This window comes from Hahella chejuensis KCTC 2396 (assembly GCF_000012985.1).
Taxonomy (GTDB): domain Bacteria; phylum Pseudomonadota; class Gammaproteobacteria; order Pseudomonadales; family Oleiphilaceae; genus Hahella; species Hahella chejuensis.
Window position 1 is genome coordinate 6,762,369 of sequence record NC_007645.1, and the last position, 15,739, is coordinate 6,778,107.

The following is a 15,739-nucleotide window of genomic DNA, read 5'->3' on the forward strand; positions in this document are numbered from 1 at the left end:
AACATGCCAAGATCATTGCCATGTTAATAGCAACCTCCACTTTCTAACGGACGCTATATATGCAGGTCAGCGCCGCCCTTGTTCCGGTCTTCATCCTCATCCTTATTGGATACGGCATGCGTCGCCTAAACTTTCCCGGCGACAGCTTCTGGCCGCCGGCGGAAAAGTTTCTCTATTATTTTCTGTTCCCCATGATGCTGGTGGACAAACTCACCTACGCCAAGCGCGATGGGCTACTGCTGGACCATTTGTTTCTGGCGATATTACTGGCGTTCGCCATCGCTACGGTGTTGATGATGGGATTACAACGCTGGCGACGTTGGTCAGGGGCCCGCTTCACCTCGGTTTACCAGGGCGCCGTGCGTTTTAACTCTTATGTAGGGCTGGCCGCCGTGCAGGCGTTGCAAGGCGATCAGGGACTGGCGCTGGCGGCGCTGTCCATGTCCATGATGATCCCACTGATCAACGTATTGTGCATCGGCGCCTTCGCGCTCTATGTAGAGCAATCAGCGCCTGGCTGGCGCGGCGTGGGCAAAGCGATCATTACGAACCCGCTGATCTTGGGAAGTCTGGCGGGACTGACCTTCAACAGTCTCGGGATTAGTTTTCCAGACGCAGTCAACCAAGTATTAAAGCTGGTAGGCAATATGGCGCTGCCGTTGGGCCTGCTGTGCGTTGGCGCTGCGCTGGACCTGCGCAGCCTGAAAGGCGCCGGCAGCTCGCTCATGATCAGCAGCGCCTTCAAGCTGGGCCTGTTCCCGCTAATATTCGTCGGCAGCGCGTTGGCGTTGCAACTACCTCCTCTGAATGTGACGGTTTTCGCCGTACTTGGCTGCCTGCCTACGGCAACGGCGTCCTATATCCTGGCGCGCCAGCTCGGCGGCGATGCGCCATTAATGGCGGGCATCATCAGCGCGCAAACACTGATGGCCATGCTCACCATGCCGCTGGCGCTTTCCCTGCTGACAGCGGCTCTACAATGGCTGGGCTAAACTCAAATCGCTACGGAACCGTCTTGCGTCAGGGTCTCGCCCCGCCTACGCTTGTCTTTGCGCGAGGCGGCTGATTTCACTGTGACCGGCACGCCGTTCAGCGCTGCGTTGCCGGATAAAGGGTCCACCCAAAGTTCGTCGGTCAGATCGTTCACGCTAACGCCCCCATGCTCGCTGGCGGTCCGCCAACTGACGCCGCTGCGTTTATGTCCCCAGCCGTGCGGAATGCTGACGACGCCAGGCATCATATCCTCCGTCACCTCCACAGGCAGAACCACAACCCCCACCCGAGAGCGCACTTCCGCGTCTTCACCGTCACGTACTCCGTAGCGGCTGGCGTCGCGAGGATGCATCAGCAACGTACAACGGTTTTTTCCCTTCACCAGACGATGGCTATTGTGCAGCCAGGAATTGTTGGAGCGCACGTGGCGGCGGCCAATTAACAGCAACCCTTCCTCCATATTCTCACTCAATAAAGCTTTCACCCGGGACAGGTCGCTGAGATATATCTTCGGCGCCAGGTTAATGCGCTTGTCTTTGGTGAACAAACGTTGCGGCAAACACGGACGCAGCGGCCCCAAGTCCACGCCATGAGGATGCTGCAACAAAGTTTTGATGGAAAGTCCTTTCGGCAGATCGCGATTTTCTTCGCTTAATGGACCCTGTTTCCACAGTTGCCGCAATGGATGCCCAGGATGCAGCGCCTGTAACGCTATCTCCAGATAACCGGACCAGCGCTCCGACGCCGGCAGGTCGCGGCCATAGGGACCCAGCTGCAGATAGATATCCGCCAGACCATCTGGTCCCAGCCGTTTAAGCAGCTTGTACTTGATTTCAGCTTCAATGGAAGAACGCAGGTCGCGACTGCTCAGACGCCGCGACAACTCCAGAAATATCTCCCAGTCGTGCAGCTCATTCTCCTCTTTCGCAAACAGTGGCGGCGAATATTTCACGGTGTTGCGCACCGCCAGTGTGGCGAACACGATATCGATATGGCTGCGTTGCAGGGGGCCGGCAGGCGGAAGAATGATATCCGCATGCCGGGAGGTTTCGGTGACGTACATATCAATACTCACCATAAATTCCAGTGAACTGAAGGCCTCATCCAAGCGACCGCCATTGGGGGAAGACAGCACAGGATTGCCGGCGACCACCACCATGGCTTTGATTTGCTCAGGCCCTTCGGTGAGTATTTCCTCCGCCAAAGTCGACGCCGGCAATTCGCCGCCAAACTCCGGCAAACCACGCACGCTGCTGCGATAGCGATCAAAATGTCCTTTGTGTCCGGACATCGCGCCAATTGCAGGCAAATCAATGGCGGGCTGGGTAAACATCAATCCACCGCGTCGATCCAGATGGCCGGTCAGTATGTTGATGCAGTAAATCAACCAGACGCATAACCCGCCATAGCGTTGCACGCTGACGCCCATCCGACCGTATAAAACCGCCTGACGAGTCTGCGCGAGAGCCCGGGCCAAGCGCCGAATGTCCTCCGCCGCCACGCCAGTGGCCTGCGCAACGCGATCGGCAGGATAAGCTTCGCCCGCCAGTCTCAGCAGCTCCACATCGTCAATGATATCGGAGAGGTGACCCAGGTTGATCAGGTCCTCATCGAACAGGGTGTGGATAGTCGCTAACAACAGCAGCACATCCGTTCCCGGTCGTATAAAGATATGCTCATCCGCCACTTTTGCCGTTTCCGCCTTACGCGGATCGATGGTGATGACTTTGCCGCCGCGCTCGCGAATGGCTTTGAGCCGGCGCTCAACGCCGCCTGCGCTCATCAGGCTGCCATTGGACGCCAGGGGATTGCCGCCAATGCAGACGAAAAGGTCGCAGCGGTCGATGTCAGGCACCGGAAACAGTCCCTGATTTCCAAACATCGTGAGATTGGCCAGCATGTGCGGAAGCTGGTCGAGGGATGTTGCGGAAAAGCGCTTTCTGGTGGCCAACGCGCGCAGGAACGGCAAAATAAAGAGCGTATTGCCGTGGTCATGCACGTTGGGGTTGCCCAAATATACTCCCAACGCATTGCGGCCATGCTCCTCACGCACTTGAATCAGGCGCTGAGCGGTGTAATCCAATGCTTCGCTCCAGGAGATTTCCTCCCAGCCGTCGGCAGTACGCCGCAAAGGCTGACGCAACCTGTCTGGATCATTCTGCAGATCTTGCAACGCCACGGCTTTCGGACAGATAAACCCTTCGCTGAAGGGGTCCTCAGCATCGCCTTTGATGCTGATCACTTCATCGCCATGGGATTCGATACGAAGACCACACATCGCTTCACACAGCGTGCAGTTTCGAAAGTGGACCTCCCTGGACTCAATTTCAGCGCCAGTATTCACAGTCATGCGCGGACCTCGCTCTTCTTGGTATTGTTATATCCGGTTCGGGAGCCAAAGCTTTTTGGCTGACGCCTGCAGCGTCAAGCTGTTACTTTTTGTCTAACCTTTTTTTCATATTTACCGCTCAGGCCCCGATGCTTCAGAGTATGCGCCGCAGCGCGGCATAAAAACCATCATAAAAGTCCGCCACGCGGCAGACCAATGGCCGAATAAGACAATTTATAGGCCGAACCGCGGAACCTCGGCGCTTTCACATCGCAACAGCAATACTTTTTTCACATAGTGCGGAAATTAATGTCGTTCTTTGCTGCACATGCGTCTACATTTTGCCTTTGCAAAACGTTATTTTGGGCGTCTGGCGCTGTAAATAACGGACTCATAAAAAAAACGACTGTAGAGAACGAGACAACCAACCGAACAAGAGGCCATCTGGCGAACCCTATGCCACAATTTCTTTTTGACATCGACCCTGGCTATCTCAGCCTACCTCAGCTGCAGCACCAGCTAAATATGCTGCAGGGAGCCATCAGGAAACCGGAAAAAATCCAGCAGGACCCCCATCTGAAGTCCTGGCGGGGGCACGTAGATGCGTTGATGACCATGTATAACCTGGTGGTCAGCGAAATCAATCTGCGGCAAAACAGCACCCTTCCCTACATTCACGCTTCCGGAGAATCCTTGATCTGGCCCGCCCGCCCTGGCATACCAGTGGAAGAGCAGTGGCCTCAAGCCGAGGCTGGCGCGCGCCTTCCCAGCCCTCGCAACGATCAAGCGCTGTGGGCGCAGCACAAATACTCTGTTATGGCGCGCAATCAAGGCATGTACCAATCCCTTGGCCGCGCCGTCGCCGCCCGTGAAATCGGCTTGGGCGATCTCGCGGAGGAATTGGTCGCCGCCCTGCGCGTGCCGCCTCCGCTGGGTGGGCTGCGTAACGCGGTCTGGCATATGTGGGGCTATATTTCCCAGTTTTCCCAGCTCAAACCGGACAATACGCCTCTTCCAACCGTATTCCGGGAGATCCAGTTGCTGGCGGGCAAACATCAGTCCGCCTATCTGCTAAACTCCACGGCTTTGGGCGAGTTAGCCTATTGGTGTTGGTTATTCGAAGGTAAACATTAATGCTGCAGTTGCATCATCGCGTTCAGGGAAATACTCAGGAAAACGCTGGAGACAAAACACCGCTGGTTTTGATCCACGGCCTGTTCGGCTCTATGGAAAATCTGGGCGGCATCGCCCGGTTGCTTGCCGATAATTTTGTCATTCACTCCCTGGACATGCGCAATCACGGCCGCTCGCCCCATGCGCAGATGATGGACTATTCCCTCATGGCGGCGGACGTCATCCGCTACATGGACAATGCAGGCATCGCCAAAGCCCACCTGCTGGGACACTCCATGGGCGGCAAGACCGCCATGCAGATTGCGCTGGAATACCCTCAGCGCGTTGAGAAACTGATCGTGGCGGACATCGCGCCGGTTGCTTACCCTCCACACCACAAAGACATTCTCAAAGGGCTCACGGCTCTGGACCCTGCGTCGCTATCCTCCCGACAGGAGGCCGACGAGTTGGTCAAACCTTACGCGCCGGAATTGCCAGTGCGCCAGTTTTTGCTGAAGAATCTGCAGAAAGGCGTAGATGGGCGTTTTTCCTGGCGCATGAATTTACCGGCGATTCAACAGAACTACATGAATATCATGGCGGGTCAGGACTCACAACAGCCTTTCTCCGGGCCGGTCCTGTTTGTCAAGGGTGGAAACTCCGACTACATCCAACCCAAGCATCGTGAGCATATAGCGCGTTTGTTTCCCGCAGCAGGTTTGCGGGTCATTCCGCATACGGGACACTGGCTGCACGCGGAGAAGCCGGACCTCTTCGCCCGCGTAGCCGAACGTTTCCTGATGAACGAGGATTCCGAATGAGCAAACGCATATTCATCATCTACACCGGCGGCACCATCGGCATGGTGCGTTCTCCTCAAGGCTATGTGGCCGTCAGCGGCCTGCAGAAGCTGATTGATGAAAAAATTCCACCGCGCCTGTCCATGGACATGCCGGATTACGACCTCTTCGAATATCCAGATCCCATCGACAGCAGCAACATCAGACCGCCGGAATGGGCCCGCATCGCCAAAGACATCAGCGACCGCTATGACGATTATGATGGTTTCGTGGTTCTTCACGGCACCGACACCATGGCGTATACCGCCTCGGCGCTGTCTTTCCTGTTGCGGGATCTGACCAAACCCGTCATCGTCACCGGCTCTCAAATTCCCCTCAGCGAACTGCGCAATGACGCTCAGACCAACTTGGTGACCGCGATAGAGCTGGCCAGCTCTTATAACATTCCCGAGGTTTGCCTGTACTTTAACGGGGTTTTGCTGCGAGGCAACCGCAGCAGCAAACTGCTCGCCACGGGTTTTGAAGCTTTCGCCAGTCCCAATTATCCCCACCTCGCCGATGTCGGCATCTATATTGAGCTGAATCAACACGCACTGCTGCCCGTTCCCGATAAGATCCACTTTGAGCTGCCGGATTATAACTTCGCCCAGGTGCGTGTATTGTCGTTGTATCCGGGAATTGAAGCGGAGGTTATCGAAGCGATGACGCAGACGCCCTGTCGTGCGCTGATATTACGCACTTATGGCGTCGGCAACGGACCCAGTCTCGATAAGCCCTTCCTGAAAGCGCTGGAGCAAGCCCATAGACGCGGCGTGGTCCTAACGAGCCTGACCCAGTGCACTTCCGGCAGCGTCAATCTGGGTAGTTACGCCGCCGGCTCGGAGCTGGCGAAGACTGGCCTGTTGGGAGGCGGAGATATGACTGTGGAAGCGGCCTTCGCCAAACTGCATCATTTGTGCGCCCTGGGCCTGAGCAGTGACGAAATTCGGAGGGCGATCAGCAAGCCTCGCGCCGGAGAAATTACGACAAAGAAATCCATTTAAAATCAAATAGATAAATAATTACTTGCGTAAAGTCCGGTTTTGACACATGCTTGCACACTCAACAGCGGGTACGTAGTTCCACGTATCAAACGTTGGACCTAAGGGCCCGAGCAAAATAAGAAGAAGTACATAAAGCCTCACCATAAACTCAACGCGAGGTTGACATGGCTCAAAACCAACCAAAAGCTAGCTTGCCTGCGATTATCGATGTGGAGGCCTCTGGCTTCGGCCGGGGCAGCTACCCCATTGAAGTAGGTTTTATTCGCGCGGATGGATTTTCTTATTGCAGTTTGATCAAACCACAACCTACCTGGACGGAATGGGACGAAAGCGCCCAACAGGCTCACGGCGTCAGCCGACAGACCCTGGCCGCCAGGGGTAAAGATGCACGGGACGTGGCCCGGGATCTTAACGCCCAATTAGCCGGGCAAACCATCTATAGCGACGCCTGGGGACAGGATTTCGCCTGGTTGTCTCTGCTGTTCGCAGAAGCTGGCGTACCGATGGAGTTTAAAGTAGAGCCGCTCAGCATGCTGATGTCGGAAACGCAGAAATCGGTTTGGGGCGCGACCCGCGCCCGTGTCGAGCAAATGCTGGGACTGCCTCGTCACCGCGCCAGCGGCGACGCCCGTATTCTGCAGATGACCTATCACTGGTCCAGCGGCTCAGAGCAATGCCGATCTCAACACGCCGCTCTGGGCGCGGCCTGAGGTTAACGACTTTATAAGCCGGCGTAGACCCGGTATGACGACATAAAATCAGAAACGTAAGTGCAGCGGATAGCCTGAATGACCTGAAACATCAGGTCATTCAGGTTTTCAGTGAAATCCTGCAAAGCGCCTCACTCCTTACGCAACTCCACCATCGACATGATTTTTTTTGCGTCTGATAGCATGCGTTGTAGTCTTATGCTCGCATCGCCAACTTCAAAGTTGATTTGAAATCGCATAGTTAGATAAAAGTTCTCATTTAAGGGGTAAGCCCAATAATAACTATGCTTAGTGCCTGTGGTCCCCTCCCCCACTAAGTGGTATGCAAGCCAGCTGACATTGTTGATATCAACGACCTCATAGTTGTCAGGTAGCTGAACTAGATATTGCTGAGGAACGATACCGTTTGTGAAAGGGTCATTCTTAAACCTCTCTCGCGCCCTCCAGTTAATACCACCATCGCCTTCTGTCTCGTAATAGTCCCAGAAGTCTTGCCTCAAATAAGACTCTAAATTTAAAAGATCATTAGGAACTAAGCGCTTGGTAGAAGCTGTTTGATTGACGTCTATGTTTAAGCTCAAGTCGCCAAGCTGTCCCATCGCCCCTTGGAGGATAAGCCCCCTATATAACCACCACTCAAACCCAATAGAAATACAGCGCCGGTTAAACACTTGCCCGCACATACTTTCAAACATGTCCTGTCGTAGATTAACCACATCTGGTTTTTTCTCCCTCTCTTTAGTGGGCATGTGGACATTTCCAGGTAGCTGGCAATGCAACAGATAATCGCCAGCTCTGCAATTTAATGGCTTTAATTGTCCAAAGTCTGGCCCCTTACCAGTTATTAAAGGCATCAGGAGCTTTTTAATCATCATCCTAGGCCCAACCTTTTTTGTTCTCGAATCACACGATTCGCTTCGTCCTCGTATCCATTCATTTGCAGATGTCGAATGCTGCATTCCAAACTAAGAAAAGGTAACGTGTGGGGACTCGTCTGCATTGGGTTTTTATCACTAACCACCAACTTCGCAAACTGGTAGCAGCGACGTACTGAAGACCAGGACCAATTATTTCCACCAGCTAGATTAGGCACAAAATCAAAAGGACTGTCTCTGTCCATATCGACAACTTCAAGCTTAGCTGAGTCAAATGCTTTAGCGGTACGCGTTTTCTTGTTTCCCCCCGCATGAATAGCTACTTTTTGTCCTTCCAGTGTCATCCCCATTCGATTTACCAACTCTACCGCACGACTGAAAATAATACCGCCTTGACTATGACACACCCACTTAACGGAACGTCCTTTTCTTTGGCAATCCACCATAACTGCTGCGAGTTGTTTTGCGGCTTTTGAGCTTCCAATCTTGTCCTGAATACACTCGAAAACATCTTGGACAAAACCCTGAGTCGGGTTATGGAAGAGTGTATATCGACTAATATGATCATCCCAGTATGCAGTATCTAGGTGCACTCCCATTAACCATCGAGCCTTATCTAACGGGTTTTGCATACCATTTACCGCGGCATGTTCCGTTTTAATTTCAATGACTCCTATAGGCTCCCCCCACGCCCCTGTTAAATCCTGAATATCTTGTGCTGAAGAGTACTCATCGTATCTGACGGATGATTTACGTGAGATTTCATATAAACATGTCTGTTCTTGGGACACCGGGTTTTTATAGCCAATAGCTTCGTTATTCAACCCAATCGCATTAACCACAATCTTCTCCGGATTCACGGAGTAAATCAGGTTAAGGATGCCCGCCGCCGCAACGGCGTCGGTTTTCGAGCGCATGGCCATGGGTCTGGTTTTTAGTCCGCCGCTGGTGAGGCCATAGCCGCCTTCAGCGACGATTTTGGATATGGCGCGGTAGACTTCGTTTTTCTGATAGTCGTTTAAATTGAGTAGAAACTGGTTTGCTTCGCGGGTGATAAACACCTGTTTTCCGTGACGCTTTCTGCGCAGGCTCCAACCAGACTGTGGATATTCAAGTGGAAGAAGTTGATGAGAGGGAGGCAGAGTCCGTTCCTGCATGATACTGTCCTTGTAATAACCAGAAAGGCAATGATTCTAGTTTGTGGACAGTAAATAACCATCGTCTAAGCGCCCGAGGACTTTGGGCTGATGGGGAAAACCCTAGGGGAGTTGTAGATCAGTCGCTTATCCGACTGTTGTGCGAATCTTCTTCTAAAAAGGCATGCAAAGTCTCCTGCAAAGCGTCCATATCCTTCAGTTCACACTCCCATAGCACCAGACAGCGCCACCCTAACTGGTGCAGCGCCTCATAGCCGCGTCGGTCACGCTCGATATTGCGGCCGATTTTCTTGATCCAGTATTCCGCGTTGGTCTTGGGCATGCGCGCGCCGCGTTTACAGGGGTGGCCATGCCAGAAGCAGCCATGAATGAAGATCACTTTTTTGCGGGAACGAAAGACAATATCAGGTTTGCAGGGTAAGTCGTTCGCATGGAGTCGGTAGCGATAACCCAGGGAGTGGAGCAGCTTACGAACCTTCAACTCAGGGGTTGTATCTTTCGACTTCACCGCCGCCATGATTTCGCTTCGCTTCATATCGCCGCCACTCTACTCCCTTTGCTGGGTCCAAGCCTGCCGTCAGGCCGGCGTTGAGGCGAATAAATCCGCCTGGATACTCTCCTTGCGGGTTTCACGCAACGCCAGGGTGTGATAAATCGGCTCCAGACAATGGCGGGCGATCCACTCAATGGCGGGGACGCAGACTGCATCGCCAAAGCCGAACAGCGCCTGATTGACGCCAACGCTGATAGGGAAATCCGATGCGCCTTGCAGTCGCGCATATTCGACCGGGGACATCCAGCGCATCTTCAGTTGCCCTTTACCCGCGACAAACACCATTTGTCGGCTGCTGCCGCCACGGGGCGTGCGCAGACAGCCAGCAATGCCATCCGTGCGGATCTCAGTGCGCGACTCGCCGTTACGCACACGACGGTACATACCGCCAACGCTGAAGTCATCCTGTCGTTTAAGCTCACTGAGCACATTCTGGTGCCCTGCGCTCATCTCATTCCAGTGTTTCTTGACCTGCTCCGGCTCCCACCATTCGCCCGCGTCAACATCGATTACATCCCTCAGATTCGTCTTGACCGGCGGCAGGTCTTTAACGTCCTGGCAGAACAGACCGGTGGGTAAGTTCATGCCCAATAAAGCCGCTCTGACACTCTTGGGACGTATCCCATCCTGAGCGTCGATACGGCGACGCCATTCGGAATCAGCGACGCCGACGGCATCGTCCGGTTTCAGGCTGTGTCCGTCCGGTAGCGCCTCCTGCAGACAACCAAGAATGAATATTCGCGGCCGGCTTTGAGGGACGAAGTGCTTGGCGTCAACGGAGAAAGCGTCAATCCAGTACCCCAGATCCGCCAGTTCCTGACAGGCCGCCTGAAAATCCCGACCTTTATTAGCGGTCAGGAATCCCATGACATTCTCTATCAGCACCACCTTGGGCTGGCGGCCTTTTTCCTTCAGCCCTCTTAACGCTGCGGCAAAACCATAGAACGTGCCGGATTCATCTCCAGACAAACCGCTGCGTTTACCCGCCAAAGACAAATCAACGCAGGGGAAAGAAGCCGTCGCCAACAATGGAGCTTGCTCAATGCGCTCCACCACCTCGTCAGTCTCCCAAACATCGCCAATGTGATAATAACCCGCGTCGCCGAAGCGATCGCGATACATCTGATACTTTTTGGGGTCGATATCGTTGGCGTAGGCGCATCGCCAACCGCTTCCCACTAACCCGGCATGCATCAAACCAATACCGGCGAAAAATTCTATAAACGTCTTATCGCTCATTATTCTGGACTGCTTCGAGGGTAAACCCGGAAAGATTAGGGGAAACGCGCCGGAGAGCCAAGGACTATCGCGCCAGAGATGCAGGATTTTCGGATGACCATCTTGTTAATCAGCGTCTTAGCGGTTGCTATTTACCAAGGGCTGCCTTTCAATAATTGCTGAGTTCTCGATCGAACTTCAACCGCCGACATATTGACACCGTCGGCGCCAATCTTTGCACTGGAGTTACCGCCGACAATGTCGAGCAAGATTACTTTGACGCAGGGCGCACTACCTGAACGGCTGCGTCTGGTCTCACAAAGCGCCCAGGCCAGCGGCGCGCTGGTTTCCCTTCCCACACGTGAGGAAGTCTATACGGATGAAGGCGTCCCTTTCGTTCTGAGATTGTTGACGAACCTTGAACGCAAAAACGCCAACGCCACCCTGCAGGAAGACGGGTCCGCGCCCCAAACCGCCGTCAACCCGTTCCTGCCTTATGATGAAGCGCTGTATATAGGACACATTAACAACGATTACGTCTGCCTGCTCAACAAATTCAATGTGTTGCCGAACCATTTTTTGATGGTGACCGCGCACTTCGAAGAACAAAGCGAAGCGCTCAGCCTCGCGGACATGCAAGCGCTGCACTGGGCGTTGCGGGAGGTTGACGGGCTTGTGTTTTTCAACGGCGGCAAATTGGCGGGCGCCAGTCAAAAACACAAACATCTGCAGACGATTCCTTTACCGCTGTCCTCCTGCTTAAAGGATAAAAAAACGCCGCTGGATGCTTTTCTGGCGTCTTCGCCCAATGCAGAAAATTCGCTGCCATTCCGTCACGCATTCATACGTTTCGCTGATCCTCTCCCAGAACCGGCGGCCTTGCATGACACTTACCGCCAATGGCTCCAGAAACTGAGATTGGCCGCCGCACCGGGAGCGCAACCCGCGCCTTACAATCTACTGGCCACTCGCCGCTGGATGATGCTGGTTCCCCGTCGCGAAGAGCGCTTTCAGGGCATATCTATTAATGCACTGGGATTTGCAGGCGCATTACTCTGCGGAAAGGAAGAACAACTTCTTACAATTAAAAAGGCGGGCCCGATGAACGTCTTGAGGGAGGCGGCCTTCCCCCTGAATGACCGTACCGATAATAAAGGAGCACATTGATGTTTGAATGGTTACTTGATCCACAAGCCTGGATTGCGCTCGCCACGTTGACCGCGCTGGAAATTGTGCTGGGCGTCGACAACATTGTGTTTATTTCCATCCTGGTCGGTCGTCTGCCGCCACATCAGCGCGATAAGGCGCGAATATTGGGGTTGGGTCTGGCGATGGCCACCCGCCTTCTGTTATTACTGTCCCTGACCTGGATCATGACGCTTACAGAGCCCTTATTCACACTGTTGAGTCAGGAAATATCGGGACGCGATCTGATTCTGATCGGCGGCGGTCTGTTCCTGCTCGCAAAGAGCACCCATGAAATTCACAACGACGTAGAAAGCAGCGGCGAAGAGAAAGGTCACATGCCCAAAGCCGCGAGCTTCGCCAGCATCCTCGCACAAATCGCCATCATTGATATCGTGTTCAGTCTCGACTCAGTCATAACCGCTGTCGGAATGGTCGATAACATCGCAGTAATGGTGACAGCCATTGTCTTGTCCGTATTGATTATGATGGTCGCCGCCAAACCTATTGGCGATTTTGTTGATGCGCATCCCACGCTCAAGATGCTGGCGCTGAGTTTCCTGATACTGGTTGGCGTGGCGCTACTGGGAGAAGGTTTGGATTTCCATATTCCAAGAGGTTACGTGTACTTCGCCATGGCGTTCTCTCTGGCGGTAGAAATGTTGAACCTGAAACGTCGTAAAAATTTGCGGCGTCGCCAGACCGTCTCCGACAACGCCGATTGAAGCGTCAGCGGGTCAGGCCACCACCTGACCCCGATACATGCGCACTGGGCGCTCATTATTCTCTTCCCGGGATTTGCGCTCCACCAGAATCTCCTGCCCCCGATACAAGCGCCGGTTGATTTCCCCCGGCGCCCGTTCAAGATCGCAACGGCTAAGCGGCATGTTGGCGATCTGCGCCAGTTTGAAGGCCAGATCCTTGGTTTCTCCACTGGATGACCGCTGCGCCCAGACAATCACATGTTCAAGCGCCTCTGGATCATTCAGATGCAAAAGGCCGATATCCTCATCGCGGAACCGGCGTCTTAGTAGTTGCAGTAAGTCGATCGCTTCCTTTGTATAGACCATGCTTCCTCCTGATAGCGTTGGTACTTCCTACATCTTTCGACGGCAATATTAAGCAAGCGACAAGCCAATCCTGGCCCGAGGAGGATGAAGCCCCGCCTCATCCCGCCCAGCGGACCATAACAGGACAAATTGTCGCCTTATTGCCGGCAAGCATTATAAGTATTAACACCTAAAATATGCACCCCGATCGCGCATTTACTTGGACCCCTCGTCAAATATTGCGCTATTCTGCGGCATTCTCGCGGACTCTCCGCAAAGATCGTCACCAGCCCGGTCGCAACGCTTCGCCATCAACGCTGAATAGACTCCCATGCGCCTGTTGCAGACTTGGCCGCTCATCCCCTCGCATTTACGCAGGTTGTTGATGTTATGGCTTTCATTGACTGGTCGCTGATATTCGTCATTCTCGCTGGCGCCGCCGCCATTCAAACCTGGGTAGGGTTCGGGTTTGGCCTGGTGTTTCTCGGAGGATGCACGCTGTTAGGTTTATCCGACCTGAAAACACTAACGCTGGCGATCAGTTTGCTCAGCCTGACCAATACCACCACCGCCTTGAAGGGCATGACGCACCATGTACAATGGCGCTCATTACTCTGCTGCCTGGGCGCCGCTGTCCCCGGCATCGCCGCCGGCGTCTGGTTGCTTGAGCATGCGCAGGCCTATAGCGCCTATATTCAATTGGCGCTCGGCGTCGCGCTGGCGGTCAGCAGCCTGGTCATCGCCTTCAAGCCGCACGCATCGCCTCAGCCCAGTCATGACGCGACCTTCGCCGCCACTGGCGCGCTCGCCGGCGTGATGGGCGGCCTCTTCTCCACTTTCGGTCCGCCAGCCGCCTTCCTGATGTATCGCCAGCCTCTCCCACTGGACGCTATCCGCAGTACGTTACAGGCGATGTTCTTTACTTCTTCCATTCTTCGGGTCACCTTGGCGCTGGCGCTACAGAGTATATCGCCGGAGTCCTGGTGGTTGTGGCTGGCGGGATTGCCAGTGGTATGGCTGAGCACGCTTGCGGCGAAACGTTATCGTCTGCCTTTGGCGGATGCGCCATTACGCCGGATGGTGTTTATCGGGCTCTTGTTCATCGGCGTCAGCATTGCCCTGTCCAGCCTGAAAACGATTGCGCTCTGATTCTAAACGCAAGATTAAACCGCGGTAGCAACGCTAGACAGTACAGCGGCTTAACGGTAGGCTGCCGATTGCACTTCCATATCTGTCGGCCCCGCCGTACATTTTCCGGAAAATCATGTTCAAGCGACTTCAACCCCAAGCAGTCTGGCAATTGGTGCTTATTTCCCTGATGACAGTGGTCGCGCCATTGGGGCTGTTGCTGTACCACACCACCGTATCGTTACAGACATTGGCCTTGGATAGCCGCGCTGTCACTGAAGATTCCGTCGCCATGGCGCAGAACGGCCGCAACGCCAAAGCCTCTTTGATCGATATGGAGAGGGTCGCGCGTCAGTACATGGTTATTGGCGATAAAGCGCTGGTGGACTTATTCAAGTCCGCTTCAGAGCAATTCCTGGCGCCGCTGACGGAAATAGCGCAGCTATTGGGCACCCCCGAAGCGCGTGCCTTACTGGCGGATGTCAAAGAACAGCAATTGGACCTGCAAACTAAATTAGAAAAAGAGAAACCCAATAGCCCTGCGCTAACCAAGGAAATGGCGGAGTTCTCCTCTCTGCAACGCTCCGCCGACCGCTTGATTCTGCAGGCCCGCACCTTTTCCGAAGACAAACTGCATGAGTTGGGCCGAGCCGCCGCGCAGGCGAGAGAAAACGTCATTCAGTCCACATTGGTGCTGGCGCCGGTCACGCTCGCTTTGATCGTGTTGTTCACCTACCTCATCGTGCGCCCCGTCAGGCAATTGAAAGCGGCCATCCGCACGCTCAGCATCGGGCGACATAAGCCGATCGAGCTGTTCGGCCCACAAGAGCTGGTGCAACTGGCGGAAGAACTGAATTCATTGCAGGAGCGCCTGTCGCAAGTTGAGGATCAGAAGCAGCAGTTCCTGCGTCATGTATCTCATGAATTAAAAACGCCGCTGGCGAGTATTCGAGAGGGCGTGGCCTTACTACAGGAAGAGGTGGTGGGGCAGATCTCCCACGGCCAGCGTGAGGTGCTCTATCTCGTGAATGAGAATGGCCGCGCGCTGCAACAGTTAATTGAAAACCTTTTAAGTTTCAATCGCTTGAATTTTTCCGGCCAAGCGCAAAAAATGACCTTTGACGTATCTGCGCTGGTCGAAGAATTACTGCACCTGCACTGGCTGTCGCTGACGCACAAGCGCCAGATTATCTGTGTTGGCGGCCCGCAACTTACGCTGACAGCCGAGCGACCGCGTCTGCACTCTGCATTGGACAACCTGATTTCCAACGCCATCGCCTATGGCGCCAGTGAGGGCCGCATCTGGCTGGAGTGGAATATAGAAGACGATCACTTTATATTGCGCGTCACCAACACGGGCGCGCCGATCCCGGAAGCAGAACGCAGCCGCATTTTCGAACCTTTTTACCAGGGTTCGGTCAAACGCAGCGGCGCAGTAAAAGGATCGGGCATCGGTTTGTCTGTGGCGCGCGAATGCGTACAGACTCAGGGAGGCGAGCTCAAGCTGCTGACCACGACTGGACAGTTGGTCAGTTTCGCCATTTATCTGCCGCGGACAGTCGTCAGCGCAATATAGGAATATTCAC

Annotated in this window: 15 protein-coding genes; 9 read left to right on the top strand and 6 right to left on the bottom strand. The window is 54.2% G+C overall.

Translation table 11 applies throughout. The annotated features are described in order from the left end of the window. Nucleotides 1–116: 116 nt before the first annotated feature. Entirely contained in the window at nt 117–992 is an 876-nt protein-coding gene (locus HCH_RS29970; RefSeq protein WP_238384945.1) for an AEC family transporter, read from the top strand. Between the two features lie 2 nt (nt 993–994). Here the strand turns inward: HCH_RS29970 and HCH_RS29975 are convergent, their stop codons facing one another. Continuing rightward, complete coding sequence (locus tag HCH_RS29975; protein WP_011400330.1) at nt 995–3,343, bottom strand: molybdopterin oxidoreductase family protein; 2,349 nt, start codon at nt 3,341–3,343, stop codon at nt 995–997. A 435-nt stretch (nt 3,344–3,778) separates the two neighbouring features. Between HCH_RS29975 and HCH_RS32825 the strand changes: the two genes are divergently transcribed. The 4 genes from HCH_RS32825 to HCH_RS29995 all read left to right on the top strand — a co-directional run bounded on the left by HCH_RS32825 (nt 3,779) and on the right by HCH_RS29995 (nt 6,988). After that, nucleotides 3,779–4,456 carry a DUF1722 domain-containing protein gene (locus HCH_RS32825; RefSeq protein WP_049781157.1) on the top strand — a complete coding sequence of 226 codons (678 nt, stop codon included), beginning with the start codon at nt 3,779–3,781 and terminating at the stop codon, nt 4,454–4,456. Next, a complete protein-coding gene (locus tag HCH_RS29985) occupies nt 4,456–5,256 on the top strand; it encodes an alpha/beta fold hydrolase (protein WP_011400332.1) in 801 nt (266 codons plus the stop codon). The genes HCH_RS32825 and HCH_RS29985 overlap by 1 nt, the downstream gene beginning before the upstream one ends. After that, nucleotides 5,253–6,278 (top strand): asparaginase, encoded by a 1,026-nt coding sequence (ansA, locus tag HCH_RS29990; RefSeq protein ID WP_011400333.1) that lies wholly within the window; start codon nt 5,253–5,255, stop codon nt 6,276–6,278. Before HCH_RS29985 ends, ansA begins: the two co-directional genes overlap by 4 nt. 164 nt (nt 6,279–6,442) lie before the next feature. After that, the gene (locus tag HCH_RS29995; RefSeq protein WP_011400334.1) at nt 6,443–6,988 is read left to right on the top strand and encodes a 3'-5' exonuclease; all 546 of its coding nucleotides are present in this window, start codon (nt 6,443–6,445) and stop codon (nt 6,986–6,988) included. Nucleotides 6,989–7,119: 131 nt separating this feature from the next. On the opposite strand, the gene HCH_RS30000 is transcribed toward HCH_RS29995, so the two are convergent. The 4 genes from HCH_RS30000 to HCH_RS30015 form a co-directional block, all read right to left on the bottom strand. Next, nucleotides 7,120–7,863, bottom strand: a complete 744-nt coding sequence (locus tag HCH_RS30000) for a hypothetical protein (RefSeq protein ID WP_238384946.1) — start codon at nt 7,861–7,863, stop codon at nt 7,120–7,122. Then, nucleotides 7,860–9,020: a hypothetical protein gene (locus tag HCH_RS30005; protein WP_011400336.1), complete on the bottom strand. Its 1,161-nt coding sequence runs from the start codon at nt 9,018–9,020 to the stop codon at nt 7,860–7,862. Before HCH_RS30005 ends, HCH_RS30000 begins: the two co-directional genes overlap by 4 nt. A 118-nt stretch (nt 9,021–9,138) precedes the next feature. Then, a complete protein-coding gene (locus HCH_RS30010; protein WP_011400337.1) occupies nt 9,139–9,555 on the bottom strand; it encodes a very short patch repair endonuclease in 417 nt (138 codons plus the stop codon). A 42-nt stretch (nt 9,556–9,597) separates the two neighbouring features. Then, the gene (locus HCH_RS30015; protein ID WP_011400338.1) at nt 9,598–10,812 is read right to left on the bottom strand and encodes a DNA cytosine methyltransferase; all 1,215 of its coding nucleotides are present in this window, start codon (nt 10,810–10,812) and stop codon (nt 9,598–9,600) included. A 237-nt stretch (nt 10,813–11,049) separates the two neighbouring features. Between HCH_RS30015 and HCH_RS30020 the strand changes: the two genes are divergently transcribed. After that, a complete protein-coding gene (locus tag HCH_RS30020) occupies nt 11,050–11,958 on the top strand; it encodes an ATP adenylyltransferase family protein (protein WP_011400339.1) in 909 nt (302 codons plus the stop codon). Next, nucleotides 11,958–12,701: a TerC family protein gene (locus HCH_RS30025; RefSeq protein ID WP_011400340.1), complete on the top strand. Its 744-nt coding sequence runs from the start codon at nt 11,958–11,960 to the stop codon at nt 12,699–12,701. The genes HCH_RS30020 and HCH_RS30025 overlap by 1 nt, the downstream gene beginning before the upstream one ends. A 12-nt stretch (nt 12,702–12,713) precedes the next feature. Here the strand turns inward: HCH_RS30025 and HCH_RS30030 are convergent, their stop codons facing one another. Beyond that, complete coding sequence (locus HCH_RS30030; RefSeq protein WP_011400341.1) at nt 12,714–13,046, bottom strand: hypothetical protein; 333 nt, start codon at nt 13,044–13,046, stop codon at nt 12,714–12,716. Between the two features lie 369 nt (nt 13,047–13,415). Between HCH_RS30030 and HCH_RS30035 the strand changes: the two genes are divergently transcribed. Next, nucleotides 13,416–14,174, top strand: a complete 759-nt coding sequence (locus HCH_RS30035; protein ID WP_011400343.1) for a sulfite exporter TauE/SafE family protein — start codon at nt 13,416–13,418, stop codon at nt 14,172–14,174. 115 nt (nt 14,175–14,289) lie between these two features. After that, nucleotides 14,290–15,729: a HAMP domain-containing sensor histidine kinase gene (locus HCH_RS30040; protein WP_011400344.1), complete on the top strand. Its 1,440-nt coding sequence runs from the start codon at nt 14,290–14,292 to the stop codon at nt 15,727–15,729. Nucleotides 15,730–15,739 lie beyond the last annotated feature (10 nt).